Source organism: Bacillus sp. hwrm1, assembly GCF_040207805.1.
In the GTDB taxonomy this organism is placed as follows: Bacteria; Bacillota; Bacilli; order Bacillales; family Bacillaceae; genus Bacillus; species Bacillus velezensis.
In genome coordinates, this window is sequence record NZ_CP157943.1 from 175,010 (window position 1) to 200,639 (window position 25,630).

Genomic DNA, 25,630 nt, shown 5'->3' on the forward strand with positions numbered 1-25,630 from the left:
TTTCTTACATAACGAAACCGTTTACGGAGGTAAACATGAACACTCCTTTAAATTTACAAAAAGAATCATTGAGGGCTATAGGGAATCTGAATGTGATTAATCCGCTTAAATACAATTCGATTTATTCATGTGATCTAGTGAGTAAAGATACTTTTTCTCAATTAATGAATGACTTAGAGTTCGAAACAGCTCTAATAGAAGTAATGGCATTCCCTTCTTTTATTGAAGAATGGAAGAAGAAGGTTGAAAAGAAAATGATACATATGAATACTGTTTCGAAAAAGTTCATTCATATTGAATGTGCCCTAACCAAAGAACAATTGATGGCAGATCACTTATTAGATGAATTATATTTTTTAGCATCGATCAATGACTTTGTAGTTATAATAGCAAACCCTGCCAAAAATAAGTCCTATATGAACCTGAACACTCAAAAGGTTGATGTAACTACTGAAAATAATGAAAAAATCATTTGGTTTGAATACGATGCAGCAGATTTATATATCATTGATTAATTTAATATAAATTCCAGATTCCTAATCAACGGAGTGTTGCTGATGTTAGAACTTACCGCGGAGCGGGTTGGGTCATATAAAAGAGAGCACATCATCTATTTCAATGCGGGTCGGGATGATCAAGTGTTTATTGTGTCGGTGCATGATCACAAAGTAATATTGGAGGTTATGAAAGGCAGCTCTCTTTTAATCAAAAAAGAGTTACACGGATTTTCTGAAGATGCCCATTTCTATCTGGTTGATTCGTATGATGACACTATCGTGATCGTTTACCTGGAAAATCATACGTGTCAATTAGCCGTATGCTGCGTAAACAGTAATAAAATCAATCCGATTTGTTCTTTTCTATTAAGCGCCAATGTATTTCATCTGGGTGAGGATGGATTACTATGGATCGGATTAACGGACGAGGGTATGTATGATGAGAGAAACCCTCAAGGGAAAGCGATATTTGCTTTTCATGCAGAAGACAGAACGTTTTATTTTAAAGACGATTTTAAAGAAATGATGCATGAGTGCTATGCCGTACAATCGATCAAATCTGATTTGTATGTATGTTTCGAGGGAGAGGATTGCTGTATCATCGGGCATTATCAGATTGGACGGGACAGAATTCGTACTGTTGCAGAATATGTGCTGGACGGCGATCAATACTCCTATTGTGATCAGCTATCCGTTTCGAAAAAAAGGGTGCTGCTGATTCAGAGTCACGAGGATACCCTATTTGCATTTCATGAAGAGAACAAAGGCTTATCAGAGACTGACGTCATGATACACGGTATTGATAGAAAAGGAGAAACAACGTACAGAGCCGTACAGGACCGCATGTTTATCTTTCATGATAACGATTTATATCTGGTGAAGTATTGATTACTTCTATGCAGCATACATGCCGGCAGAATGAAAATATCCTGTAAGGAAGTGTTCAGTGATGAGAGAAAAGTTAATTGACAAGCTTGAGGAAAACAAGAGGCATTTTTTAATGAAACAGGTGCGTGCCTCGCTAAGATCTTGTGAAGAATCAGGGTTTGTTTATCAATTAGCTGAGGCAGAACAAAGCAGGCAGATATTTGAGACTATATTATCGAATTCTTTCCCAAGTGCAGTGCGTGAAGTTGATATAAGCGACAAGGAGACAGCCATATCGCTTATTTTAGAAAACATTGCGGATACGGGGGTTGAACGGATGAATGATATTGTTTATCTGTTTCATCCGTATAGTAATGAAGTCGGTGCTATCAAATGTGCGCTGAAGGATTGTGCAAGTCATCTGCACTGTCTCATGGATTTTATAGATTTTGAAGGCCGGCTGCTTTCTAACAGCTTTATTTTAGTGGAGCCGTCCTTCTCATTTTCTGTCTGTTTATTTCACACAGAATACGGCTGTGAGCTTGTGTGTAAACCGCCGAAAAGAGGTACAAGATGCATCCCTTTTTTATAAAGAACACAAAGGAATCGGCAGTCTTTCAATTTCGAATATATTCCTTATTTCATGAAGACAAAGCGTTGCCCGAACAAGTTTTTAAACAACGAAAACATTATTATCTATTCGAAGAATTCCACTGGGTCTTGTCTGAAGAAGGCTGGGAAATGCTCAAAAGTTTGGCGCATCATCATCACGATGAATTTATCTTAATGGCTGTTCTGACACAACCGGATGATATGAATCGGTTTTACGAGGAATTCGGATATTTTAACTGGTTAAAGATTCCTTTAAATATAACCGAAGATGAATATCTTTCAATCTTAACTGATTATCCAAAGCACAGTAAAAATGACAGCATAATGAATATTGCATCCCGCGTCGTATGGGCTTCACCGACTTTAAAGTGGGCGATTTACGGAGAGAGAGATTTTGAAATCTGTATTCTAGGTATTGATCAGGAGATTGCGGGAAAAACGTTAGGATCATGGAGGCCCTTAGACGACCGTGTTTTAGACTGGGTATCTGTTGTATTCCCGGATCAGATTGTTTCGGATGAATTTCAAAAAAAGCTCGCGGCGCATTATAAATACAAGGGGCAATGACATGAAAATAAAAATGAATAAGATAGTCGAAGAATCAGTAAAAGGATGTTTTTGTCATTTTGATTACTGCGGGCATCTGTATCTCGGACGGCATCAGAATGACGGGCTTTCGTTTACGATCATCGATGAATTAGGTGATATTCGAGTGATTCTGAGATGTTAAGATCCAACAGATATTCTTTAAATGATGACGTCATCCAAAACCTGAAATTACACAAAAAAGAATTAGAGGGTCCGCTGCCTTCAGATGCTGGGAGATTTGAAGAAGACTTTGAGGGGGCTGACTGCGCGGGGGATTTTTATGAGTATTTCGCGCTTATCTGCGGCAGCTTAGATTTTGTGTTGGCAGATAAACAAATGCCTGCGCGGCAGCGTAAAGCTTTATATAAATCCTTTTTTGAGCTGTATCCTCAATATGCGCAGCTGAAAAATGCTTTAACGGATTATCCGGAGCTCAGCCGGGAAATCGGGCGGCATGAACGGGTGAGAGGGCTGTTGGTCAGCATTTTAAACAAGAAAGGCAGGCTTCTGACGTGAAAGAACCAACAATAGCAGAATGTCTGAAGAAGGCTGATCTGATCCTGAACGGTCAAGCGGTAAGGGAAGAAGTGTCGGATTGGGCGCCTGAGTATGTGAGTGCAGATGATCCGGCGGTTGAGGATGAAAACGTTTGGGAGATGCTCGTGTATTTGAGCGGGTTTGATCTGAAAGATTCGCCTGATTCTTATCTGCATACGATAGAAGAATTAAAAGATTGGATGCAGACATATAAAGAAATTCATGGGGGTTTGTAAGAAAAATTCATTTGAGTCAGACATGCCAATTCAGAAAAAAAGGAGGCAAAAATGGAATGGCACAAACATGAGAAAGCAGTTCTGCTGGGGCCGGATTCGCCGGGTTGTTTTGAATTGACGGAGTTTACGTTCTATACCGGGTATAACGAGTATTATGATAAAATCCCGGTGTTTGAGCTGAATCTGACTGATGGGCAGTATGATGCCGTGCTGCGTTTTGAGGGTGTGAGGGCTGCCCGGCTGGATGATCTTGAAAGCATCACCGACATCCATCTGGATATCAGCCCGGTCGACGGCGGCTGGGAATCGATCCGCTACTATGTCGATGACGGGGAAGGAAGCATGAGCTTTTATTGCGCCAAATGGGTCGTGCTTGACATGAAGAAAAAGCAGTCCCCCGAATGGCCCGGCAAAACGTCAGGGTAAAGCGGCGGCATTTCGCGTATAATGAGGGGAGCCGGACAGAGAAGGAGTTTAGTCATGAATGAGTTTAATGAATATGCGATCAGCCCCGAAATCCGACGGGCGCTGAATGGCTTGCAATACACCGAGCCGACTGAAGTGCAGCGGCGCGTCATCCCCGCCGCGCTGCAAAAAAAAGACCTCGTTGTCAAATCGCAGACGGGCAGCGGCAAAACCGCAGCTTTCGGCATTCCGATCTGCGAGCTTGCGGAATGGGAGGAAAACAAACCGCAGGCGCTGATTTTAACGCCGACCCGCGAGCTTGCGGCGCAGATTAAAGAAGATATCACGAATATCGGCCGTTTCAAACGGATAAAAGCCACGGCGGTTTTCGGAAAAGCTTCTTTTGACAAACAGAAAACCGAACTGAAGCAAAAAAGCCACGTCGTTGCCGGAACGCCGGGGCGTGTGCTTGATCATATAGAAAAAGGGACGCTGCCGCTTGAACGGCTGGCGTATGTAGTGATTGACGAAGCGGATGAAATGCTGAATATGGGATTTATTGAACAGGTGGAAGCCATCATTCAGCATCTGCCGAAAAACAGAGTCACCATGCTGTTTTCAGCGACGCTGCCGGATGACGTCGAGAAGCTGAGCCGCACATATATGAAAGACCCTGAATTGATTGAAGTAAAAGCGGAAGGCCTGACGACAAAAGACATTGAGCATTTTGTCACCAGAACAGAAGAAGAGGACAAAACATCTTTGCTGCGTGATGTCCTGATCACCGAAAACCCGGACAGCTGCATCATATTCTGCCGGACAAAAGAAAGGGTCATCCAGTTAACCGATGAGCTGGACAGGCTGGGCTACCCTTGCGATAAAATTCACGGCGGCATGGTGCAGGAAGACCGCTTTGACGTCATGAATGAATTCAAGCGCGGCGAGTTCCGCTATCTCATTGCGACCGATGTTGCCGCCAGAGGAATTGATATTGAAAACATCAGCCTCGTCATCAATTATGATATTCCGCTTGAAAAAGAAAGCTATGTGCACCGCACCGGCCGAACGGGGCGCGCCGGACACCGCGGACTGGCCGTTACGTTTGTGACGCCTTCTGAATCGCGGTTCCTGAATGACATTGAGACATATATCGGTTTCCGCATCCAGAAGCGGGAGGCGCCGTCCGAGAAAGAAACAGCGGAACGGAAAGCGGCTTTTGCAGAAAAACTGAACGCCCGCCCCGATGTCAAAACAGACAAAAGCGAACAGTTAAACAAAGACATCATGAAGCTGTACTTTAACGGCGGGAAAAAGAAAAAACTCAGAGCGGTCGATTTTGTCGGAACGATTGCGAAAATCGACGGCGTTTCAGCCGATGATATCGGGATTATCACGATTTTGGACAACGCATCGTACGTCGAGATTCTGAACGGCAAAGGCCCGCACGTTCTTGACATCATGAAAAATACAACGGTCAAAGGCAAAAAACTGAAAGTCCATAAAGCCAAGAAATAAAAAAAGAAAGCCTGCCGCGCGCAGGCTTTTTTTACGCCGTCTCCTCGGGGACGAACGCAAGAATGCCAATCCCGATTACAAACAAAATGATCAGGCTGAACACGGCGGCTGACGAATTTCCGGTCAGCTGGGCGGTCACGGCAATCAAAAGCGGGCCGATAATCGAAGCGAACTTGCCGAAGATATTATAAAAGCCGAAAAACTCATTGGCGTTCTGTTTGGGGACAAGCTTTGCAAAGTAAGAGCGGCTCAGCGCCTGAATACCTCCTTGGGAAGTGGCGACAAGCATAGCCAAAACCCAGAAATCAAAAGCGGAATCCATAAAATAAGCATACGTGCAGACAATCATATACACGCCGATTCCGGCATAAAGCATCGTTTTTCCCTTAAACCGTTCGGCCAGCCGCCCATACAAAATCGAAAAAGGCGCGGCGACGACCTGAGTGACAAATAAAACAATCAGCAGATTTGCCGCGCTGATGCCGAGGTCAGCCCCGTATGACGTGGACATTGTAATGATGGTGCCGACCCCGTCGATATAGAAGAAATAGGCGAGCAGAAACAAAAACAGCGCCCGGTGCTTCCTGATCTGCTTCAGCGTGCCGGCCAGCCGTTTAAAACTGCTGATTACAAGCCGCGGCTCCCTCTCGATATAATAGCGCTGGCGGACGCGGAGAAGGAGCGGGATCGAAAACAGCCCCCACCATGCCGCCGTAATCAAAAAGGCAATGCGGCCGGCAGCCTGGGCGGACAGCGGAATCACCTCCGCTTGTGCTGAAAGAATCACGGCAATGCTGAGGAGAAAAGGGATCGTACTGCCGATATAGCCCAGCCCAAATCCTCTGGCGGACACCATATTCATCCGCTCCTTTGCGGCCACATCAACGAGAAACGCATCATAAAACACATTAGACCCGGCAAAGCCGATCGTGGAAATCGTATAACAAATTAATAACAGCATCCAAGATTCGCCGGGAATCAAAGCCAGCGCGGCGGTGCCCGCCACACCGATCAGAAAAAAGAAGGCAAAAAACCGTTTCTTGCATCCTTTGTAGTCGGCAATCGTTCCTAAGACGGGGCCGAGCATCGCCAAAATAAAAGTCGCGGCGGCAATCGTATAGCCCAAATAAGCGGTAGAATCCGCCGCGCTGACACCGTTTTCCGCCGCCGCGGCTTTAAAAAACAAGGGGAATACCGCCGTCATAATAATGACCGAATAAGCTGAATTGGCCCAATCATACAGCATCCAGCTGCTTTCTTCTTTCGAAAACCGTTTCATCACACACGCTCCTTCCCAAAAACCGGTTCTCTGCATTATATGCGCCGCTGCCTCATCGTTGGACAATGATTTCTGAACGGCGTTTTCTGATTGACCTGGAGATATTGACCTAGTTCAAAAAGGATGTAAAATCAAGGTGTAGCAGGTAAATGGTCAGGCGGGAGGGAGACAGAATTGAAGATTGCGAAAGTCATTAATAATAATGTCGTCAGTGTGCTCAAAGAAGGCAATCAGGAATTGGTTATCATGGGCCGGGGCATTGCTTTTCAAAAGAAAACGGGAGACCCGGTAGATGAAGCCCGCATTGAGAAAGTGTTCACGCTCGATAACAAAGATGTATCCGAAAAGTTCAAAACCCTTTTGTATGATATCCCGATCGAATGTATGGAAGTATCCGAAGAGATTATCAGCTATGCGAAATTACAGCTCGGCAAAAAGCTCAATGACAGCATCTATGTGTCGCTGACCGACCATATTAACTTTGCGATCCAGCGCAATAAGAAAGGGCTGGATATCAAAAATGCCTTACTGTGGGAAACGAAACGGCTGTACAAAGACGAATTTGCAATCGGCAAACAAGCGTTGGCCATGGTAAAAAACAAGACTGGCGTGTCTCTGCCGGAGGATGAAGCAGGCTTTATTGCGCTGCATATTGTCAATGCCGAGCTGAATGAAGAGATGCCCAATATCATCAACATTACAAAAGTCATGCAAGAGATTTTGAGAATCGTAAAATACCATTTTAAGATTGACTTCAACGAGGAATCACTTCACTATTATCGGTTTGTCACCCACTTAAAGTTTTTCGCGCAGCGTCTTTTTAACGGCACACATATGGAAAGCCAGGACGATTTTTTGCTGGAGACAGTGAAAGAAAAGTACCATCGGGCGTATGAATGCACGAAGAAAATCCAAACATGCATTGAGAGGGCGTATAAGCACAAGCTCACCAGTGACGAGCTGCTGTATTTAACGATTCACATAGAAAGGGTAGTCAAATAAGCATAATGAAAGCGTTGGCATTTTTTTCTTCATTCACATATGATCTTGTTAGGATTGTTACTGATAAGCAGGCAAAACCTAAATTACAATGAGCGCTGATCATTTCTGTTTGTGCTGATGGTAATTTAGGTTTTTTTAAGATTCATTATTATCATTATTCTGACCGATGTCCCCTTTTAACAGAATCATGTATGATCAATAAAGAAATCGCTTTCAAAGAAAGGGGAATGCCGACATGTTTTATCGTATGAAACGAGTGCTGCTGCTTCTTGTCACTGGATTGTTTTTGAGTTTGTGTGCGATCACTTCTACTGCATCAGCTCAAACAGGCGGATCGTTTTTTGAACCTTTTAACAGCTATAACTCCGGATTATGGCAAAAAGCAAATGGTTATTCCAATGGAGATATGTTCAACTGCACGTGGCGTGCAAATAATGTATCAATGACGTCATCAGGTGAAATGCGTTTGGCGCTGACAAGCCCGTCTTATAACAAGTTTGACTGCGGGGAGAACCGCTCCGTTCAAACCTATGGCTATGGACTTTATGAAGTCAGAATGAAACCGGCTAAAAACACAGGGATCGTTTCATCGTTCTTCACTTATACAGGTCCAACGGATGGCACTCCTTGGGATGAGATTGATATCGAATTTTTAGGAAAAGACACGACAAAGGTTCAATTTAACTATTATACAAATGGCGCGGGAAACCATGAGAAGGTTGCGGATCTCGGATTTGACGCGGCCAATGCCTATCATACGTATGCGTTCGATTGGCAGCCAAACTCTATTAAATGGTATGTCGATGGGCAATTAAAACATACTGCGACAAGCCAAATCCCGACAAACCCGGGAAAGATCATGATGAACTTGTGGAATGGGATAGGTGTCGATGACTGGCTCGGTTCCTACAATGGTGTAAATCCGCTATACGCTCATTATGACTGGGTGCGCTATACAAAAAAATAATGTACAGAAAAGGATTTCCGCTGGCGGAAATCCTTTTTTAATTAAAACGAAATAATCCCAATCAAAAGCGCCGCAATCGTCATCACAATCGTTGTTCCCACGGCCCATTTGATGGTGAATTTTTGATGATCGCCAAAGCTGACGCCCGCCATTCCGACCAATAGATAGGTGGATGGCACAAGCGGGCTGAGCAGATGCACCGGCTGGCCCAGCAAGGAGGCTCTTCCGATTTCAGCGGCGTCTATTCCGTAAGCGGAAGCGGCTTCGGCGATGATGGGAAGCACACCGAAGTAAAAGGCGTCATTTGACATGAAAAAAGTGAAAGGCATGCTGGCAATCGCAGTGATCAACGGCAGATGCGGGCCCATGGCATCAGGGATGAGGGAAACGAGAGAATGCGCCATCGCATCCACCATTTTTGTGCCGGAGAGAATGCCTGTGAATATGCCTGCCGCAAACACCATTGAGACAACGTTTAACGCATTACCCGCATGCGCTGAAATCCGTTTCTGCTGCTCTTTGACATTTGGATAGTTGATCATCAAGGCGATGGCGAACGCGATCATAAAAAGAACAGGGATGGGAAGCAGGCTGGTGATCAGCGCGGCCATCAGGGCGACAGTGAGCATCAGGTTGAACCATTGGAGAGCGGGACGCTTCAGCGGCGCCGCCTCCGGATCAGAGGACGGCGCGTGTTCAATTGAAATGACACCGAGCCGCTTCCGTTCTTTTTTTCCGAGGAGATAAGCAACGGCGATCACCCAGAGAACGCCGGCAATCATAGCGGGAATCAGCGGCGTAAAGACTTCCGACGTGTCCAATTTCAAGGAAGCCAAAACCCTCGCCGTCGGCCCGCCCCACGGAATAATATTCATGACTCCTGAACCGAGCATCGCGATCCCCGCCAGCACCAAACGGTTCATGCCGAGCCGTTTGTAAAGGGGCAGCATTGCCGCAATCGTAATCATATACGTTGTTGTCCCATCTCCGTCCAGCGAAATGGTCATCGTCAGAACCGCCGTGCCAATGGCGATTTTTAACGGATCCCCTTTGACAAGCGATAGAATTTTGGCAATGAGGGGATCAAACAGACCTGAGTCAATCATAATGCCGAAATACAGGATGGCGAATAACAGCATAATCCCGGTAGGAGCGAGGTCTGTAACGCCTTGAATCATCATCTCGCCGAGATCTTTGCCAAATCCGCTGATCAGGGCAAACACAACAGGAACGACAATCAAAGCAATAAGAGCGGAAAGCCGATTAGACATAATAAGATACATAAAGACAATCATCATCACAAAACCGAGTATGGCAAGCACGATATGACCTCCCCTGTTCAACAGCTGTATTGGTAAGCGCTTTCGCAATTTATTTCTGTGAAAATGGCTTATTTCAAAATGTGTATGACCGCATATGTAAATACAGACCTAAAATCCTAATGAGCGGATCAGCAGTTTATATGAAGAACGCCGCGGGTAAATGTGCTGTAGAATGTTTCGTTTTAAAAGGGGGAACTGACATGAGTGATGATCAAAACAAACGAGTAAATGAACACTCAAAGGACGAACAGCTGGAGCAGTACCGGTCTGATAACAGCGGCAAAAAAATGACGACCAATCAGGGGCTTCGCGTGTCTGAGGATGAACATTCTTTAAAAGCGGGCGTCCGCGGCCCCACGCTGATGGAGGATTTTCATTTTCGTGAAAAAATGACGCACTTTGACCACGAGCGGATTCCGGAACGGGTCGTTCATGCGCGCGGGTACGGCGTTCATGGGCATTTTCAGGTGTACGAACCGATGACGGAATATACACGGGCGAAATTTTTGCAGGACCCGTCCGTCAAAACGCCTGTTTTCGTCCGTTTCTCAACAGTGGCGGGTTCCAAGGGGTCAGCCGACACCGTCCGTGACGCCAGGGGATTTGCGACGAAGTTTTATACTGAAGAAGGGAACTATGACCTCGTCGGAAACAATATTCCGGTGTTCTTCATTCAGGACGCGATCAAATTCCCGGATCTCGTTCACGCCATAAAACCGGAACCGCACAATGAAATGCCGCAGGCTGCGACGGCTCATGATACGTTCTGGGATTTTGTCGCTAATAACCCTGAGTCGGCTCACATGGTCATGTGGACGATGTCTGACCGCGGCATCCCGCGAAGCTATCGGATGATGGAGGGCTTCGGCGTGCATACGTTCCGTTTCATCAACGAGAAAGGAAAAGCGCGCTTTGTAAAATTCCACTGGAAACCCGTGCTCGGCGTTCATTCCCTCGTATGGGATGAAGCGCAGAAAATTGCCGGGAAAGATGCCGATTTCAACCGCCGCGACCTGTGGGAAACGATTGAAAACGGCGGCAAAGTCGAGTATGAGCTCGGTGTTCAGATGATTGACGAAGAAGATGAATTTAAGTTTGATTTCGATATCCTTGATCCGACGAAGCTGTGGCCGGAGGAGTTGGTTCCCGTCAAGCTGATCGGAAAAATGACCCTTGACCGCAATCAGGACAATGTCTTTGCGGAAACGGAACAGGTCGCCTTTCACCCGGGAAATGTCGTGCCGGGCATTGATTTCACCAATGATCCGCTTCTGCAGGGCCGGCTTTTCTCTTATACGGATACACAGCTCATCCGTCTTGGCGGGCCGAATTTTCACGAGATTCCGATCAACCGGCCGGTCTGCCCGTTCCATAACAACCAATACGACGGCTACCACCGGATGACGATTAATAAGGGTCCCGTCGCCTATCATAAAAATTCCCTGCAGAACAATGATCCGTCGCCGGCTTCAGAAGAAGAAGGCGGATACGTTCATTACCAGGAAAAAGTAGAAGGCAGAAAAATCCGCCAGCGCAGCGAGAGCTTCAATGACTATTTTTCTCAGGCCAAGATGTTCTGGAACAGCATGTCTCCCGCCGAGAAAGAACATATCATCTCCGCTTTCTGTTTTGAAGTCGGAAAAGTGAACAGCAAGGACGTGCAGCAGCAGGTGGTGGATGTCTTCAGTCACGTCGACGCCGGGCTTGCCGAGCGTGTTGCGAAAGGAATCGGCGTGAACCCGCCGCCGAAGGACCGTGAATCTGATGAAACGTTCACTTCCCCGGCCTTAAGCCAGGAAAACACGGTGAAGACGGCAGCGACAAGGCAGGTCGCGGTTTTAACCGACCACGGGTTTTCTGATGAGAAAGTCAAACAAGTGCTTGACGCATGCAAACAGGCGGGAGTCAGAGCCGATATCATCAGCCCCGCGCTGGGAACTGTCAAGGGAGAAAACGGTACGGAGCTGAAAGCGTCAGCCACTTTCCTGACAGCGGATTCCGTCCTGTACGACGCTGTTTTCATTCCGGGCGGAAAACAAAGCACAGACAGCCTCAAAGCCCAAAAATCGGCCAGAGACTTCGTCAGCGAAGCTTTCAGCCATTACAAAGCGATCGGCGCCTCCGGTGAAGGAAAAGAACTTCTCGCCCTCGCCGCCGGAACCGAAAGCGGCCCCGGCCTTGTTCCGGACGGAAACCATGAACAATTTCTGAAGGCCGTGGCTGAGCATCGGCATTGGGACAGAAACATATAAGAATGAAAAAGCGCCTTTTATGAGAGGGGCGCTTTTTCCTTGTGAAAGTGAAATATCTGAACGAAGCATTAATATTGGGAGAAAACGAAAATGGCTTCCGTGCAAATCCGTATCTTCCGCTGTCCGGGACAGTCAGGGCATTGCATTATTTAAAGCAGGCGGGTTGATGAAATAATATGTTTCACCCTCTTTGGTTTACTTCCGCTCTGTGTTTGTGTATCTTAGGGGTAGATTTTCTGGAGGAGCGATTGATAGTGAAGCCGTTTACCGAAAAACAACTTGAAGAATATTACCGGCGTGACGAAAACATGATGATTTTGGTGTTTGCCCAGTGGTGCGTCAATCATGACCTTGATCCGATGGCCATTTACAGCAAGGCTTATCCCGGACAGCCTTTAAACGAAGAGCTGCGAAAAACGGCTGAAGAGCTTGTCGTGCCGAAGGAGGAATCAGAACCGATTCCTGATCAAACGGTTATCGGCGTTTTGGAGATGTTCGGCAACTCCGATTTGGCGGAAGCCGTTTATGAAGCCATTGCGCAAAGACCTTCACGGTAAAAGAGGCGTGGATTTTCCATGTCTCTTTTTTTCATGGAGAAAATGTGAAAGAAGGCCCAGAAACAATTTGCTGATCTGCGCTGTCTATAGAGTGTAACCCGTTTTCAAAAAGGGAACGGTAATGAAAAGGAGGAGTTGTGATGAAAAAGGCATTCAAAATGATGGCGGCCGTGCTCTTAACCGTGCTGACAGCCGCGCCGTTCGGAGGTTTCGCGCCTTCAGCCGAGGCCGCGCAAACCGCAAAGCCCGTTGTCAAAAGCCATACGTATAAGCATGTAAAACAGCTGACGTACCCCGAGGTCGCAAATACGGGAAACGCATCTTTTGAAAAGAAAATCAATCAGGACTTCAAACGCTATATTGAACAATCGTACCAAGAATATGTGAAAAACAAAAAAGACGGTGAAAAACAAGGCTACAAAGCGGAATACCAAACAGATTTCAAAGTGAAGTATAATCAAGACGGCAAACTCAGCATTCAGACGGAAGACTACAGTTACACAGGCGGCGCACACGGGCTGACATCCGTTCAGACCTTTAATTACGACCTGGCCGCAAAAAAACGGGTCACACTCGATAATGTGCTGAATACAAAAACGAAAGCTAACAAAACGAGAGACTATCTTTACGGCTACATCAAAAAACATGACGATCTGTTTGACCAGGACGTCAAAAAACAAGAGATCATCCTGAATAGCGAAAGACCTTTCTTCTTTACGAAAAACGGCATTGCCGTTGTGTTCGGACAATATGATCTCGGACCTTACGCGGCAGGAATCCGGGACGTTTTCGTACCTGCATCCGTCTATCAATAAAAAAAAGCGATATCACTCCAAAACGGAGCGGTATCGCTTTTTCTATTACCAGACAAACAATCCGACAATCGCCGCGCTCAATAAGGAAACGGCAATTCCGCTGACAAGCAGCTTCCAGACGTTTTTTCCGATGATGGCTGATTTTTCACCATCAAGCAGAGATTGATAAGATCCGTAGATCATACCGATGGTGCTGAAGTTTGCGAATGATGTCAGGAATGTCGTAGCCACGGCAATCGTGTGCGGCGGAAGTGAATTCAGCTGCCCTTTCAGATCGGCCATTGCCACAAATTCATTCGTCGCGAGCTTGATGCCCATCAGCTGTGCGACATACATCGCGTCATGTACGCCTAATCCGAGAAGGAAGGCAAACGGACTGAAGATGTATGAGAAAATCTTTTGAATGGTCAACCCGTGCATGAACAGCCCGAGTACGCCGTTTAACGCGGCCGTTAACGCCACATAGCCGATCACCATCGCTAAAATGACAATGACCATGTTCATGCCGACAAGCATACTGTTAGAAATCGTGGAGAAGAAGTCTTTTTTCTCCGCTTTTGAAGGCACGTAAATAATATCATCCTCTTTAGAAACGTCCACGGGATTCAGCATATTGGCGATTAAAAGCGCGTTTAAGCAATTCAGCGGGATGGCTGTAAACACATAAGTGGACGGAACCATCGTCAAGTATGATCCGATGATCGAGCCGCTGATGCTGCTCATGCTCATCAGCCCGAATGTCAAAAGCCGATTGTTGCTGACGGCGGCAAGCTGCTGGCGGATGACGGCTAAAGCTTCCGTATTTCCTAAAAACATCATCTGGATGGAGAAAAAGCTCTCCAGCTTCGGCAGACGGGATATTTTAGAAATCAGCCAGCCGATTTTATCAATGAGCCACGGCAGAATACCGAAATACGACAGCATATCAAAGAAGGTCACGACGAAGATAATCGGCAGCAATGCGCTGAAGAAAAAATCAACCGTCGGGTTCGCCATGACAGACGGAAAAGCGAACGCAATCCCTTGACTGGCGCAGGAAATCAGCCATGTAAAGAACGCGCCGATCTTCCCGATGACAAAGCCGCCGACTTTTGTCCCTAACATAAACCAAGTAATCAGAAACTCAAAGACGAGGAGCATGACAATCGGACGCCATTTAATCTTCTTCTTGTTGGGAGAGCATAAGAAAACAACAGCCATGACAACAATGAGACCGACAATGTTCAATAAAAAGTACATGTGAGCAACTCCTATAAGGGTATTATGGAAATAAAAAAAGCTCTTATTCGTCACAAATTCCTGAAAGCCAGAAAGTGTGATAAATAAGAGCCAAAAGAAAAGAATAGACAGCGTCATATGCTTTTCACTCGTTCAAATTTATGCAAACTTTCTTGTAGTCTAGTCTTTTACGGCACTAGGTAGAAACAATCAGACCATATTACTGATCATATACAAGAATAACGATATTACATGAGATAGCAGTATTTTATCGTTTCAATTTTTGAAAATCAACCTTTTTAGATATTTTCAAAATAATAAATTTATATTATAAATAAAGAAAATAAAGGATGTGCATAAGTAATTGGATAATAAAGGTATAAAAAACCCTAAAAACCGTTCCGGTTCATTGTAAAGACGGGATGCAGCTGATAAAATGGATCTGAGGGCACAGCCTTCAAAAGACGGCAGAAAAGGGGTCATTTTCGTGATCATCCAGTTCATTCGTTACAGATAATGAGAGGTATAGATGAATAGGCTAAACCTTCCAATTCGGCAAGGTTTATTTGTCTATGCCTTTTTCATTTCATCGGAATAACGAATGAATGAGGTGTTTTTTTGACGTCTATAAAAAGAAAACGCGCGGAATTACTGCAATCATGCCAGTCCGTGTTCAGGTGTCCGCTATGCCGGTCGGCCATGGCGGTCTCACAATACCGAAGCTTGATTTGCGGACAGGGGCATACATTTGATATATCAAAGCAAGGATATGTGAATTTCCTCAATAAATCGGTCAAAACCCGCTATGACAGGCAGCTGTTCGAAGCGAGACGCGAGCTTTTTGACAGCCGGGAATTTTTTGCGCCGGTTCAAAAGGAGATTGCCGCCATCATCACCCATATTCAAACTCCGCAAACATCAGCGGCGATATTGGATGCGGGATGCGGAGAAGGCTCTCATTTAGCCGCCGTATGCAAATGGCTTCAGCCCGCTTTTTCCGTGACGGGAATCGGCATTGATCTCTCGAAAGAAGGTGTGCTGCATGCCGCAAAGGCCTTCGGGAATCATTTGGTTTTTGCCGTCGCTGATGTGGCGGATGCGCCGTTTGCCGACAGCTGTTTTGATGTCGTGATGTCTGTTTTATCACCTTGGAATTACAAGGAATGCAGCAGGCTTTTACGAAAGGGCGGCACAGTCATTAAAGCGGTGCCGCGGCGTGATTATTTGAAGGAAGTAAGGGAATTCTTCTTCGGAGACAGTCCTCGGCTGAATGACACCGCCGATTCTGCGGCCGGACGATTCCAAGCGGGCTTTCAAACCTTTGAGCGCAAACGGCTGTGTTACACAAAGACTTTAGCGCAGCCTGACCTCGAGCGGCTTGTGAAAATGACGCCCTTAACATGGAAATGTACTGATGACAGCATCCGGCGGTTCATCAGCCGGAAAGAGGCTGCTGTCACGATAGATATCGATATTTTAATCGGAACCGATCCGCTGTAAAACGGAAAAGACACGCTAATCGCGTGTCTTTTTTTTATTTCCAGACTTCTCCGGCAATGTTGACGACATGGCGCAGTTTCGCCCATTGCTGTTCTTCTGTGATCAGGTTTCCTTCCTCAGTGGAGGCGAATCCGCATTGCGGGCTGAGGCAAAGCTGGTCCAGGCTGACATATTGTGAAGCTTCTTCAATCCGGCGTTTAATCGCGTCCTTGTCTTCAAGTTCGCCGTGTTTCGACGTAATCAAACCAAGCACAAGCTGAAGATCAGAGCGTTTGACATAACGGAGCGGTTCAAAGCCGCCGGAGCGGGAATCATCATATTCCAGGAACAATCCGTCAAGATCAAGCCCGTCAAAAATCGTTTCAGCCGCTGCATCATAGCCGCCTTCAGCCGTCCATGTGGATTGGAAGTTGCCGCGGCAGATATGCATCGTAACCTTCAGATCGTCAGGGCGATCCTTGATGGCGTCATTAATGGAAGCGGCAAACAGCTTGCGCAGCTCATCCGGCGTCGTGCCGAAAGCTTCAATCTGACGAAGCCCCGCTTCTGATAAGAAAACGGCCCATGCGGTGTCATCGAGCTGAAGGTAGCGGCACCCGGCGTCATAGAAAGCTTGAATCGCTTTTTTATACGCTTTTGACACATCGTGCTGAAATTGTTTGTAATCATTCTGGTAGGACGCTTTTTCCAATTTTCCGCGGAAAAACAGCATATTCGGACTTGGGATGGTCATTTTCGGAACAGCATCGCCGGCAATGCTGTGCAGGAATTTATAATCTTCGAGCATCGGATGCTGAGAAAAATCAATAGCTCCCGTTACTTTAATGCCGCGCGCTTTCGTCTGTACGTTGTGAAATTGAATGCCGCTTTCAGGCGTAAACGCTTCGACGCCGTCTAAATTTTCGAGAAAATCAAAATGCCACCAGGCCCGTCGGAATTCGCCGTCAGTCACGACATTGAGGCCGGTTTCTTTCTGCTTTTCCACGCTGCGGATGATTTCTTTGTTTTCGATTTCGCGCAGCTGTTCTGCCGAAATCTCACCCGCCGCTCTTTGCAGGCGGGCTTGCTTCACAGCCGCCGGCCGCAGCAGGCTTCCGACCTGATCCGCGCGAAACGGCGGGTTTTTTCTTAGAAGCGTATGCAATGGTTGTTCTGTGTTTTGCTGTGACATGAACGATTCCTTCTTTCCTGATGAAATATAAAAAAACTCTTCCCTCGGATAGGGAAGAGCTTGCGTCCGCAAACCTCAACCTTATCTTCAGGATTTAGCACCATTCTGCTGAACAGCGGTTGCCGGGTATCATAGGGCCAGTCCCTCCACCTCTCTTGATAAGGAAATATGCTATTTTTCAGAATAAACTGTAATACTATTAATCTTAGTATGTTTTCTCATATTGTCAATATATTTCGATAAATATTTTTATTTGTCACCCTCAAATAGAATCATATCTATCACAATGGCGATCGCGAGACAAAGAACGATATCCTCTTCCTTTTCAATCTGCAAATGATAGGAATCGCCCCAGCTCATCCATGATTTGGTGACAGTCATCCGGTTTGATTTTCCGTCTGTCACTTGAAAATTCCGGCCCCACACATCGCCGGTAAGATCCCAGCCGAGTCCGGAAATTTCAAATTTCGGTTTGAAAAGCGTGACTTTCTTGATGACTTGGCAGACGGGTTTGCCGCTGACGGAAATCTCGTAACGGGGAACGAACGACATCAGTTTCTGATTGACGCTGGCGAGCGTGCGGCCGTCCAAATCAGTCAGCTTCAGTTCATCACCGAATGAAAACAGCTTTCCTTCAACATTGTAGACTTCTTTTCCGCTTTCAAGAAACACTTGAAAACGATTCTTAAACGTAAACATTCGCTCTTTGATGTAAAAATGGTACATAAAAAAACTCCTTTTTTATGTTGTACGAAAAAAGGAGGCGGTTGGTTTCATATCGGCCGGGTGCATAAAAAAAGGCTGCCGATTTTGCGGCAGCTGTCGTCTTTATGATAGCGGCATCCGGCGTTTTTGACGGATCGCATTTAAATCAATGATGTTATTCGTGTCGGCAGCTGTCACCAGCGGGCTTGTCTTTGGCGTTTTCCGGCGGTTGTCCTTACTGAAAGAGAAAACAAGATACCCTGTCAAAGCAGCAAAAATAAGTAGCATCATTTTACATACCTCCCAAAAAAAGTTTTGGTATTATTATTGTACGAAAAAACAAACGAAAAGTATTCAAACAATTGTCACTTTTTTAAAAAATAACGTCATTTTCCGTAAAAATGACTATGGGTTGAAGAAATTTTGCTCTTGTTGTGGTTCTATAGATTGTATCGGCTGATGAATGATGATCGTTTATATAACTTTTTCACTATTTTTTGTAAGCATCAAATTAACTACTTCGTTGTTTTCGTTTGCCCTGTGTTATTCAGTACCCTAAAAAACCTTATCATATGCAAAATAACTGCTTCTAACAGATGACTGCGGGATGACAGCGCTTTCTTTATTTTTTTAAAGAAAACGAGATGTTATCTTAAAAAAATCGTTTGAACATTTTCCGCAGCTTTTTAAACGGGTTTGATTTCGTCTCCAGAATACGCGGGTCTTTTAAGGTTTTTTTCAATTCTTTCGCTACAGTCCCTCTTGCCATAGTCTTCACTCCTTCTTTCCAATTCATACCTTATATACGGAAAGAAAGAAGGAAAGGTTTCATGTGAAAGAAAAAAACCAAAGCAGGGGGCTTTGGTTTTAAGCGCGCTCTTCAAAGAGCCTGGCGATTTCAACAATGACGTTTACCGCCTTTTCCATATGATCGACGGAAATGTATTCATATTTTCCGTGGAAGTTTTGGCCGCCCGTAAAAATGTTCGGTGTCGGCAGCCCCATGTAAGAGAGCTGTGATCCGTCGGTTCCGCCCCGGATCGGTTCGATAATCGGTTCGATATCGAGGTTTTTCATGGCTTGATAGGCGACATCGACTATCTCTTTGACCGGTTCGATTTTTTCTCTCATGTTGTAATATTGATCACGCAGTTCAAGCTTGATGCTTTCCTTGCCGTATTTGGCCGCCAGCGCATCGGCGGTTTTCTGCATATATTCTTTTCGTTCTGCAAAGCGGTCTCTGTCAAAGTCTCTGATGATGTACGACAGGGCGGCTTCAGAAACGTCTCCGTTCATGGAAAGTAAATGATAGAAGCCTTCATACCCTTCCGTATATTCCGGCGCTTCTTCTTTCGGCAGCGCGTGATGAAATTCCATCGCGATTTTTGAAGCGTTGACCATTTTGTTTTTCGCCGTTCCCGGGTGGACGCTTTTTCCGTAACAAGTAAGCTTTGCGGCGGCTGCGTTAAAGCTTTCATATTGCAGTTCGCCGAGGGGGCCTCCGTCTATCGTGTAGGCGAATGCGGCGTTGAAGCGGCCGACATCGAATTTGTGAGGGCCTCTGCCGATTTCTTCATCGGGCGTAAACGCGACCCGGATCGTTCCGTGTTTGATGTCCGGATGTTTGATCAAGTACGCCATTGCCGTCATGATTTCGGCAATGCCCGCTTTGTTGTCGGCTCCGAGCAGCGTCGTGCCGTCTGTTGTGATCAGCGTCTGGCCTTTATAGCGGGAGAGCTCCGGGAATTGCTCAGGCGACAGGACGACATTGAGTTTGTCATTCAGAACGATATCATGTCCGTCGTAGCTCTCAATAATCTGAGGATTCACATTTTTCCCGGTAAAATCGGTCGCGGTGTCCACGTGAGCCAGAAAACCGACAGTCGGCACGTCTTTATCCGTATTTGCCGGCAGAATCGCCATGACGTACCCATTGTCATCGACTGTGATGTCTGTCATGCCGATCGACTTTAATTCATCTGCCAGCATGTTGGCCAATGTCAGCTGGCCGGGGGTTGAAGGGCAGTTTTCATTGTTTTCGTCAGACTGTGTATCGACTTTTACATAAGAGGTAAAGCGTTCAATGATTTCATTTTTCATACCGTCATCTCCTTTGTCTTATCTTACCATGCGCGGGGGAGGGATTTCTATTTCACAACCCGTTTGAATCGAGGGCTCTGTGTATTACGCGAATGAAAACAAATTATGAAGAAACGATGACTAAACGATTAAACTTTTTGGAAATGGATGATTGAGGAAGAAAAAACCGATATAATATGGTCAATTCATTCAATAGGGGAGGCTTTCTTCATGGCGATTTTAGTGACAGGCGGAGCGGGTTATATCGGAAGCCACACATGTGTCGAGCTGTTAAACGGCGGCTATGACATCGTGGTTTTGGATAATCTGTCAAATAGTTCACCGGAAGCATTGGAGCGTGTGAAAGACATTACCGGAAAAGGGCTTGTATTTTATGAAGCGGATCTCCTTGACCGTGACGCCGTTCACCGGGTGTTTGCTGAAAATGAGATTGAAGCCGTCATTCATTTTGCGGGATTAAAAGCCGTCGGTGAGTCTGTAGCTGTTCCGCTCCGTTATTATCATAATAATCTGACGGGGACGTTTATTTTATGTGAAGCCATGCAGGCACACGGTGTGAAAAAAATCGTCTTCAGTTCTTCAGCGACGGTTTACGGCGTTCCGGAAACAACGCCGATCACTGAGGATTTTCCATTAAGCGCGACCAATCCTTACGGGCAGACAAAGCTGATGCTGGAACAGATTTTACGCGATCTGCATAAAGCGGATTCTGAATGGAGCATTGCGCTGCTCCGCTACTTTAATCCGTTCGGCGCGCACCCGAGCGGGCGGATCGGAGAAGACCCGAACGGCATCCCGAATAATTTAATGCCGTACGTCGCACAAGTCGCTGTCGGCAAGCTTGAGCAATTGCAGGTGTTCGGCAATGATTATCCGACAAAGGACGGCACCGGCGTGCGGGATTACATCCATGTCGTTGACCTTGCCGAGGGCCACGTCAGAGCGCTTGAAAAGGTGCTGGACACAACGGGCGCCGACGCCTATAATCTCGGCACGGGAAGAGGCTACAGCGTTCTTGAGATGGTCAAGGCGTTTGAAAAAGTATCGGGAAAAGAAGTGCCGTACCGTTTTGCCGCCCGGCGCCCGGGAGACATCGCCGCATGCTTCGCAGACCCGGCAAAAGCAAAGGCTGAATTAGGCTGGGAAGCAAAGCGCGGGCTTGAAGAAATGTGCGCCGACTCTTGGAAGTGGCAGTCCTCCAATGTGAACGGGTACCAAAAGGTGTAAAAAGAAAGAGACCTTCAAATGGTGAAGGTCTCTTTTATTACGGTCATTATTTAATTTTCACTTCAACATCGTTGCTGAACTTTAATTTCCAAGTGCCTTTAGAGTATGCGTTTTTATCAACTTCAAAAGCTTTTACGTCAGTAACTTTAATGTTCGGGTTCAAGTCACTTAAAATTTTACTGTTGTCTACTTTTGTTTCTGTTGCATAGCTTGAAGAAGCATCAATATCTGAATCATAGGATGTTCCTTTAGAATCTACTAATTTCGCTCTTGGAATGGAGAAAGAGCTTAACGGCTTGTTTGAAACATTTTTAACTGTGTATTGAACAGCTACGATAACGCCGCCGTCAGACGCTTTTTTCTCGACAAATTGAGAGCCTACTGAATCTCTTTTTTCGACTTTCGTAACAGTAACTTCAGTTTTCTCAGTCTTAACAGTGTCACCGATGTTATACAGTTTTTCCTTGGATTCCGCAGCTTTTGAAGACGCGGTTTTAGATGATGAAGATCCGCCTCCGCCGCCGATGTTTACGAGAATGATAATAACCACTACTGCCAGAAGCAATGTGATAATTTTATGTCTCATAAAAAAGTTTCTCTGATCTTTACCGCAGTTTGGGCATTTTTTAACGCCTTTAGCGATTTCTTTGCCGCATGCCTTACAAGACACCAGGTTGCCTGCCATAATATTTCCTCCTATGTAAACTATTTCTTGAAAACTACATACTATAATGCCTGTAAAATAACCTACAGTCAATAATATTTTGAGAAAAAAAGTATTTTAATGATTTTTTAGTCATGTATTTTAGTGCCTTTTTTAGTATCGGCAGATCGCTCATATTTTTTATACGTTTATTGAAAAAAGAGTGGTTGAACATGTTCGTGATTTCCCGTATAATCTTGAAAGATATACAAAAACTGAACATAAAAAACAGTGGTTTTCTAGGGTTCCGCAATGCTGAATTGGTCTGGACCGAGAGAAAACACACAGCAGGTTCCTGCTGTGACACGTTGGGATAAAAGCCCGGGAGTTTCTGCTCTTTTAATGAAGAGTGCTCTCCCGGGCTTTTTTGATTTTATATAAAGGGAGTGTCTGGGATGAAAAAGAGATTGCTGGATGTGCTGATGCTGATTATTGGGGCTTTTATCTTTGCTTTGGCCGTTAATTTATTCGCCATTCCGAATGATCTTGGAGAGGGCGGGGTAACGGGAATCACCCTGATCTTGTACTATGTGTTTGAATGGTCGCCCGGGGTGACGAATATCATTTTGAACGGGATCTTATTGATTATCGGATATAAATTTTTAGACGGAAAAACAACGCTTTATACGATCATTACCGTTGTCGCCAACTCACTGTTTCTGCATCTGACGCATGATTGGCACTCGCCTTCACATGAACTCATTATTAATACTATTTTTGCGGGTGTGTTTGCCGGTGTCGGAATCGGGATCATTATTCGAGTCGGAGGCACGACTGCGGGTTCTGCCATTTTGGCGAGGATTGCGAACAAATATCTCGATTGGAATATCAGCTATGCGCTTTTGTTCTTTGATCTGATTGTCGTCTTCAGTTCTTATTTCATCATCGGTGCAGAAAAAATGATGTTTACCATTGTCATGCTGTACATCGGAACGAAGGTGATGGACTTTATCATTGAAGGCCTCAATACGAAAAAAGCGGTGACGATTATATCTGAGCATAAGCACGAAATCGCTGAACAGGTCAACACGCTTATGGACAGAGGGGTCACGCTGCTGTCGGGTAAAGGAAATTACACGGGGCAGTCGAAGGAAATTTTATATATCGTCATCCAGAAACAAGAGCTTTCCATGCTCAAAAAAATTATTAAAAGCTGTGATACAAAAGCGTTTGTCATTGTTCATGATGTGCGTGACGTCTTTGGTGAAGGCTTCGTCGATATCTCTAAATAAAAAGGATCCCTCTGCCTGCGCGGAGGGTTTTTTTCTTATGTCGGCAGAAGCTGTTATGATCCGTTTCCCGGGAAATAGCCTGAAAGCTGTTTCTTAAAACGAAGTGGATACAATCGGCCGGACGTTTTATACTGAAAATATGATAGAGCGATAGAGAGGAGCGCATATGAATCCGTTATTGGCAATTTACCCGAGGGCTGTGGTGTCTGATACGTGCTGTACGGCGGAAGATGTCTTTTGCTTTTATGATGAGAAAAGGCGGGTCTATGTCGCCATTCCGAAGGAGGATATTACCCCGAAGGAGAAACTGCTTCTGGAATCATTTTTGGCGCCCGCTGAAGAGAAAGGCGTTTTTTTTCCGGAGACGGCGGCAGCAAAGAGGTGGCGGCGTTTTCTGCTGGAAGAAGGTCCGGTGCCTGATGTCAAGGAGCCGCGTGTCCGTTTTATCCATTATGACTTATTGGGAGAACGGGACTGGGGGGCATTTACGGAAGCGCTGCGCCATTTCTGGTCGGTTTCATATACAGTTGTCCGGACGGGAAGGGATCAAGGCGTGATTGTGGAGGAAGAAAAGCTGGAAGCGCCAGATTCGGATGACATCGCATCTTTTGTGAAGATTCTCGAAGGCGATTTTTATTTCAGTGTCCGTTTTTTCATCGGAAGGTATTATGGCGCGGGAGAACGTCTGCGCCTTCATTATCGGAGAGAACAGCAATATTGTCAGATTGGCCGGCGTTATCTCCCGCAGCTGAGCACGCTGACCGCGGAAACGGTATTTCCGGCCATGCTCACGGAAGAAAGCAGAGAAAAGCTCTCAGCCTTGCTTCACGAAGAAGCGGTGCTGCTGTTTCAGAAAGAACCGGAGCTGAAGCATACGATTCAGACTTTTATTGAACATAACTCGAACATGTCGCTCACATCGAAAAGACTGCATTTGCACCGTAACAGTCTTCAATATCGGATTGATAAATTTGCGGAACGCTCGGGTATTGATATTAAGACATATCGGGGCGCCCTGCTGGCTTATTTCATTTGTCTGCAGTATGAAAAATCACATTAAATGGGAAATATGCACGAAGGCAGCGGACTTTTTTTATGAACATTGCCTATATCCGCCGCCGTCTGACGCTGTTACAATCCTATTAAAGAAAGCGTTTACAAATAAAGGGGGATATACATGGCGGAACTTCGGCTGGAGCATATTTATAAGTATTACGATCAAAAAGAAGCGGCTGTCGATGATTTTAACCTTCATATTAAAGATAAAGAGTTTATTGTGTTTGTCGGTCCGTCGGGGTGCGGCAAGTCGACAACATTACGGATGGTTGCCGGGCTGGAAGACATTACGAAGGGCGATTTCTATATCGGTGACACGAGAGTGAATGACATCGCTCCTAAAGATAGGGATATCGCCATGGTGTTTCAAAACTATGCGTTATATCCGCACATGACGGTCTATGATAATATCGCTTTCGGTCTGAAGCTGAGGAAGATGCCGAAACCTGAGATAAAAAAACGGGTCGAAGAAGCGGCGAAAATGCTGGGGCTCACAGAGTATCTGCACCGCAAACCGAAGGCGCTCTCCGGCGGGCAGCGGCAGCGGGTTGCATTAGGCCGGGCGATTGTCAGGGACGCCAAAGTGTTTTTAATGGATGAGCCGCTGTCAAATCTGGACGCAAAGCTTCGGGTGCAGATGCGGGCAGAAATTATTAAGCTGCATCAAAGGCTGCAAACAACCACAATCTATGTGACGCACGACCAAACAGAAGCACTGACGATGGCGACACGCATCGTAGTCATGAAGGACGGGAAAATTCAGCAGATCGGCACCCCGAAAGACGTGTATGAACATCCCGAAAACGTATTTGTCGGCGGGTTCATCGGCTCCCCAGCGATGAACTTTTTCAAAGGAAAGCTGACGGACGGCGCCATTCAGATCGGTTCAGCCGCTCTCAGCGTGCCGGAAGGGAAAATGAAAATGCTCCGGGAAAAAGGGTATGCCGGCAAAGATGTTATCTTCGGCATCCGCCCGGAAGACATACATGATGAGCTGATTGTGGTAGAATCCTATAAGAATTCATCCATCACAGCTAAAATCAATGTCGCGGAATTGCTCGGGTCAGAAATTATGGTTTATTCCCGGATCGGGGATCAGGATTTTATCGCCCGGATTGACGCCCGCCATGACATTCATGCCGGTGAAGAATTGACCGTCGCTTTCGACATGAATAAAGCTCACTTTTTTGACAGTGAAACAGAAATCAGAATCCGCTCATAACGCAAAGCCGGACAGCTGGATGTCCGGCTTTTTAGATGTAACAAT

At 45.8% G+C, this 25,630-nt stretch carries 28 protein-coding genes and 3 riboswitches; of the genes, 20 read left to right on the forward strand and 8 right to left on the reverse strand.

All coding sequences use genetic code 11. From position 1 onward, the window contains the following. Window positions 1-35 precede the first annotated feature (35 nt). From ABK447_RS00900 to ABK447_RS00940, 9 genes are all read left to right on the forward strand, one after another. On the forward strand, window positions 36-515 hold the full coding sequence (locus ABK447_RS00900; RefSeq protein ID WP_025285510.1) for a hypothetical protein: 480 nt from the start codon (window positions 36-38) through the stop codon (window positions 513-515). A gap of 42 nt (window positions 516-557) precedes the next feature. Continuing rightward, the gene (locus ABK447_RS00905; protein WP_085341626.1) at window positions 558-1,385 is read left to right on the forward strand and encodes a hypothetical protein; all 828 of its coding nucleotides are present in this window, start codon (window positions 558-560) and stop codon (window positions 1,383-1,385) included. Between the two features lie 61 nt (window positions 1,386-1,446). Then, window positions 1,447-1,956, forward strand: coding sequence for a hypothetical protein (locus ABK447_RS00910; protein ID WP_015240874.1), 510 nt, complete (start codon window positions 1,447-1,449; stop codon window positions 1,954-1,956). Next, window positions 1,938-2,543 carry a hypothetical protein gene (locus tag ABK447_RS00915; protein ID WP_025285507.1) on the forward strand — a complete coding sequence of 202 codons (606 nt, stop codon included), beginning with the start codon at window positions 1,938-1,940 and terminating at the stop codon, window positions 2,541-2,543. Before ABK447_RS00910 ends, ABK447_RS00915 begins: the two co-directional genes overlap by 19 nt. A 1-nt stretch (window position 2,544) precedes the next feature. Beyond that, complete coding sequence (locus ABK447_RS00920; protein ID WP_164463371.1) at window positions 2,545-2,706, forward strand: hypothetical protein; 162 nt, start codon at window positions 2,545-2,547, stop codon at window positions 2,704-2,706. Continuing rightward, window positions 2,700-3,080, forward strand: coding sequence for a YxiJ family protein (locus ABK447_RS00925; protein ID WP_100001661.1), 381 nt, complete (start codon window positions 2,700-2,702; stop codon window positions 3,078-3,080). The genes ABK447_RS00920 and ABK447_RS00925 overlap by 7 nt, the downstream gene beginning before the upstream one ends. After that, window positions 3,077-3,337: a DNA-binding protein gene (locus tag ABK447_RS00930; protein ID WP_100001658.1), complete on the forward strand. Its 261-nt coding sequence runs from the start codon at window positions 3,077-3,079 to the stop codon at window positions 3,335-3,337. Before ABK447_RS00925 ends, ABK447_RS00930 begins: the two co-directional genes overlap by 4 nt. 51 nt (window positions 3,338-3,388) lie before the next feature. Beyond that, on the forward strand, window positions 3,389-3,763 hold the full coding sequence (locus ABK447_RS00935) for a hypothetical protein (protein WP_042635617.1): 375 nt from the start codon (window positions 3,389-3,391) through the stop codon (window positions 3,761-3,763). A gap of 54 nt (window positions 3,764-3,817) precedes the next feature. Continuing rightward, on the forward strand, window positions 3,818-5,257 hold the full coding sequence (locus ABK447_RS00940) for a DEAD/DEAH box helicase (protein ID WP_015418533.1): 1,440 nt from the start codon (window positions 3,818-3,820) through the stop codon (window positions 5,255-5,257). Between the two features lie 31 nt (window positions 5,258-5,288). Here the strand turns inward: ABK447_RS00940 and ABK447_RS00945 are convergent, their stop codons facing one another. Then, window positions 5,289-6,539, reverse strand: coding sequence for an MFS transporter (locus ABK447_RS00945; RefSeq protein WP_095352528.1), 1,251 nt, complete (start codon window positions 6,537-6,539; stop codon window positions 5,289-5,291). A 171-nt stretch (window positions 6,540-6,710) separates the two neighbouring features. Here ABK447_RS00945 and licT point away from each other — a divergent pair, with 171 nt between their 5' ends. Further along, the gene (licT, locus tag ABK447_RS00950) at window positions 6,711-7,538 is read left to right on the forward strand and encodes a BglG family transcription antiterminator LicT (protein WP_038460389.1); all 828 of its coding nucleotides are present in this window, start codon (window positions 6,711-6,713) and stop codon (window positions 7,536-7,538) included. Window positions 7,539-7,773: 235 nt separating this feature from the next. Beyond that, window positions 7,774-8,505 carry a glycoside hydrolase family 16 protein gene (locus ABK447_RS00955; protein WP_007407782.1) on the forward strand — a complete coding sequence of 244 codons (732 nt, stop codon included), beginning with the start codon at window positions 7,774-7,776 and terminating at the stop codon, window positions 8,503-8,505. Window positions 8,506-8,546: 41 nt separating this feature from the next. On the opposite strand, the gene citH is transcribed toward ABK447_RS00955, so the two are convergent. After that, a complete protein-coding gene (gene citH / locus ABK447_RS00960) occupies window positions 8,547-9,827 on the reverse strand; it encodes a citrate transporter CitH (protein ID WP_007407781.1) in 1,281 nt (426 codons plus the stop codon). A gap of 200 nt (window positions 9,828-10,027) precedes the next feature. On the opposite strand from citH, the gene ABK447_RS00965 reads away from it, so the two are divergent. The 4 genes from ABK447_RS00965 (at window position 10,028) to ABK447_RS00980 (ending at window position 13,451) form a co-directional block, all read left to right on the forward strand. Beyond that, a complete protein-coding gene (locus ABK447_RS00965) occupies window positions 10,028-12,079 on the forward strand; it encodes a catalase (protein WP_039063829.1) in 2,052 nt (683 codons plus the stop codon). A gap of 41 nt (window positions 12,080-12,120) precedes the next feature. Further along, window positions 12,121-12,246, forward strand: coding sequence for a hypothetical protein (locus tag ABK447_RS00970; protein WP_349909279.1), 126 nt, complete (start codon window positions 12,121-12,123; stop codon window positions 12,244-12,246). Window positions 12,247-12,387: 141 nt separating this feature from the next. Continuing rightward, entirely contained in the window at window positions 12,388-12,636 is a 249-nt protein-coding gene (locus tag ABK447_RS00975; protein WP_046341506.1) for a hypothetical protein, read from the forward strand. A gap of 140 nt (window positions 12,637-12,776) precedes the next feature. Continuing rightward, window positions 12,777-13,451 (forward strand): DUF3298 and DUF4163 domain-containing protein, encoded by a 675-nt coding sequence (locus ABK447_RS00980; protein WP_039063828.1) that lies wholly within the window; start codon window positions 12,777-12,779, stop codon window positions 13,449-13,451. 45 nt (window positions 13,452-13,496) lie between these two features. Here ABK447_RS00980 and ABK447_RS00985 read toward each other — a convergent pair whose 3' ends face one another. Continuing rightward, window positions 13,497-14,690, reverse strand: a complete 1,194-nt coding sequence (locus tag ABK447_RS00985; RefSeq protein WP_007407776.1) for a NupC/NupG family nucleoside CNT transporter — start codon at window positions 14,688-14,690, stop codon at window positions 13,497-13,499. 135 nt (window positions 14,691-14,825) lie between these two features. Then, window positions 14,826-14,926: riboswitch (purine riboswitch) on the reverse strand. Window positions 14,927-15,287: 361 nt separating this feature from the next. Here ABK447_RS00985 and ABK447_RS00990 point away from each other — a divergent pair. Next, entirely contained in the window at window positions 15,288-16,169 is an 882-nt protein-coding gene (locus tag ABK447_RS00990) for a methyltransferase domain-containing protein (RefSeq protein ID WP_020954369.1), read from the forward strand. 34 nt (window positions 16,170-16,203) lie between these two features. Here the strand turns inward: ABK447_RS00990 and ABK447_RS00995 are convergent, their stop codons facing one another. The 4 genes from ABK447_RS00995 to pepT all read right to left on the reverse strand — a co-directional run bounded on the left by ABK447_RS00995 (window position 16,204) and on the right by pepT (window position 20,145). Continuing rightward, window positions 16,204-17,340 carry a 5-methyltetrahydropteroyltriglutamate--homocysteine S-methyltransferase gene (locus ABK447_RS00995; RefSeq protein WP_007407774.1) on the reverse strand — a complete coding sequence of 379 codons (1,137 nt, stop codon included), beginning with the start codon at window positions 17,338-17,340 and terminating at the stop codon, window positions 16,204-16,206. A gap of 78 nt (window positions 17,341-17,418) precedes the next feature. Next, a riboswitch (SAM riboswitch) is annotated at window positions 17,419-17,505 on the reverse strand. Between the two features lie 84 nt (window positions 17,506-17,589). Continuing rightward, complete coding sequence (locus tag ABK447_RS01000; RefSeq protein WP_007407773.1) at window positions 17,590-18,066, reverse strand: LURP-one-related/scramblase family protein; 477 nt, start codon at window positions 18,064-18,066, stop codon at window positions 17,590-17,592. 102 nt (window positions 18,067-18,168) lie between these two features. Continuing rightward, window positions 18,169-18,336: a hypothetical protein gene (locus tag ABK447_RS01005; RefSeq protein WP_003150808.1), complete on the reverse strand. Its 168-nt coding sequence runs from the start codon at window positions 18,334-18,336 to the stop codon at window positions 18,169-18,171. A 576-nt stretch (window positions 18,337-18,912) separates the two neighbouring features. Next, window positions 18,913-20,145: a peptidase T gene (gene pepT, locus ABK447_RS01010; RefSeq protein ID WP_100001648.1), complete on the reverse strand. Its 1,233-nt coding sequence runs from the start codon at window positions 20,143-20,145 to the stop codon at window positions 18,913-18,915. Between the two features lie 210 nt (window positions 20,146-20,355). Between pepT and galE the strand changes: the two genes are divergently transcribed. Further along, the gene (gene galE / locus ABK447_RS01015) at window positions 20,356-21,372 is read left to right on the forward strand and encodes a UDP-glucose 4-epimerase GalE (protein ID WP_032869362.1); all 1,017 of its coding nucleotides are present in this window, start codon (window positions 20,356-20,358) and stop codon (window positions 21,370-21,372) included. 46 nt (window positions 21,373-21,418) lie between these two features. Here galE and ABK447_RS01020 read toward each other — a convergent pair whose 3' ends face one another. Continuing rightward, window positions 21,419-21,958, reverse strand: coding sequence for a DUF4352 domain-containing protein (locus tag ABK447_RS01020; RefSeq protein WP_119834765.1), 540 nt, complete (start codon window positions 21,956-21,958; stop codon window positions 21,419-21,421). A 345-nt stretch (window positions 21,959-22,303) separates the two neighbouring features. After that, a riboswitch (guanidine-I (ykkC/yxkD leader) is annotated at window positions 22,304-22,405 on the forward strand. 65 nt (window positions 22,406-22,470) lie between these two features. Between ABK447_RS01020 and ABK447_RS01025 the strand changes: the two genes are divergently transcribed. From ABK447_RS01025 to ABK447_RS01035, 3 genes are all read left to right on the forward strand, one after another. Then, on the forward strand, window positions 22,471-23,307 hold the full coding sequence (locus ABK447_RS01025) for a YitT family protein (RefSeq protein ID WP_003150818.1): 837 nt from the start codon (window positions 22,471-22,473) through the stop codon (window positions 23,305-23,307). Between the two features lie 166 nt (window positions 23,308-23,473). Next, window positions 23,474-24,367: a CdaR family transcriptional regulator gene (locus ABK447_RS01030; protein WP_094031398.1), complete on the forward strand. Its 894-nt coding sequence runs from the start codon at window positions 23,474-23,476 to the stop codon at window positions 24,365-24,367. Between the two features lie 117 nt (window positions 24,368-24,484). Further along, window positions 24,485-25,585, forward strand: coding sequence for an ABC transporter ATP-binding protein (locus ABK447_RS01035; RefSeq protein WP_017418599.1), 1,101 nt, complete (start codon window positions 24,485-24,487; stop codon window positions 25,583-25,585). Window positions 25,586-25,630 lie beyond the last annotated feature (45 nt).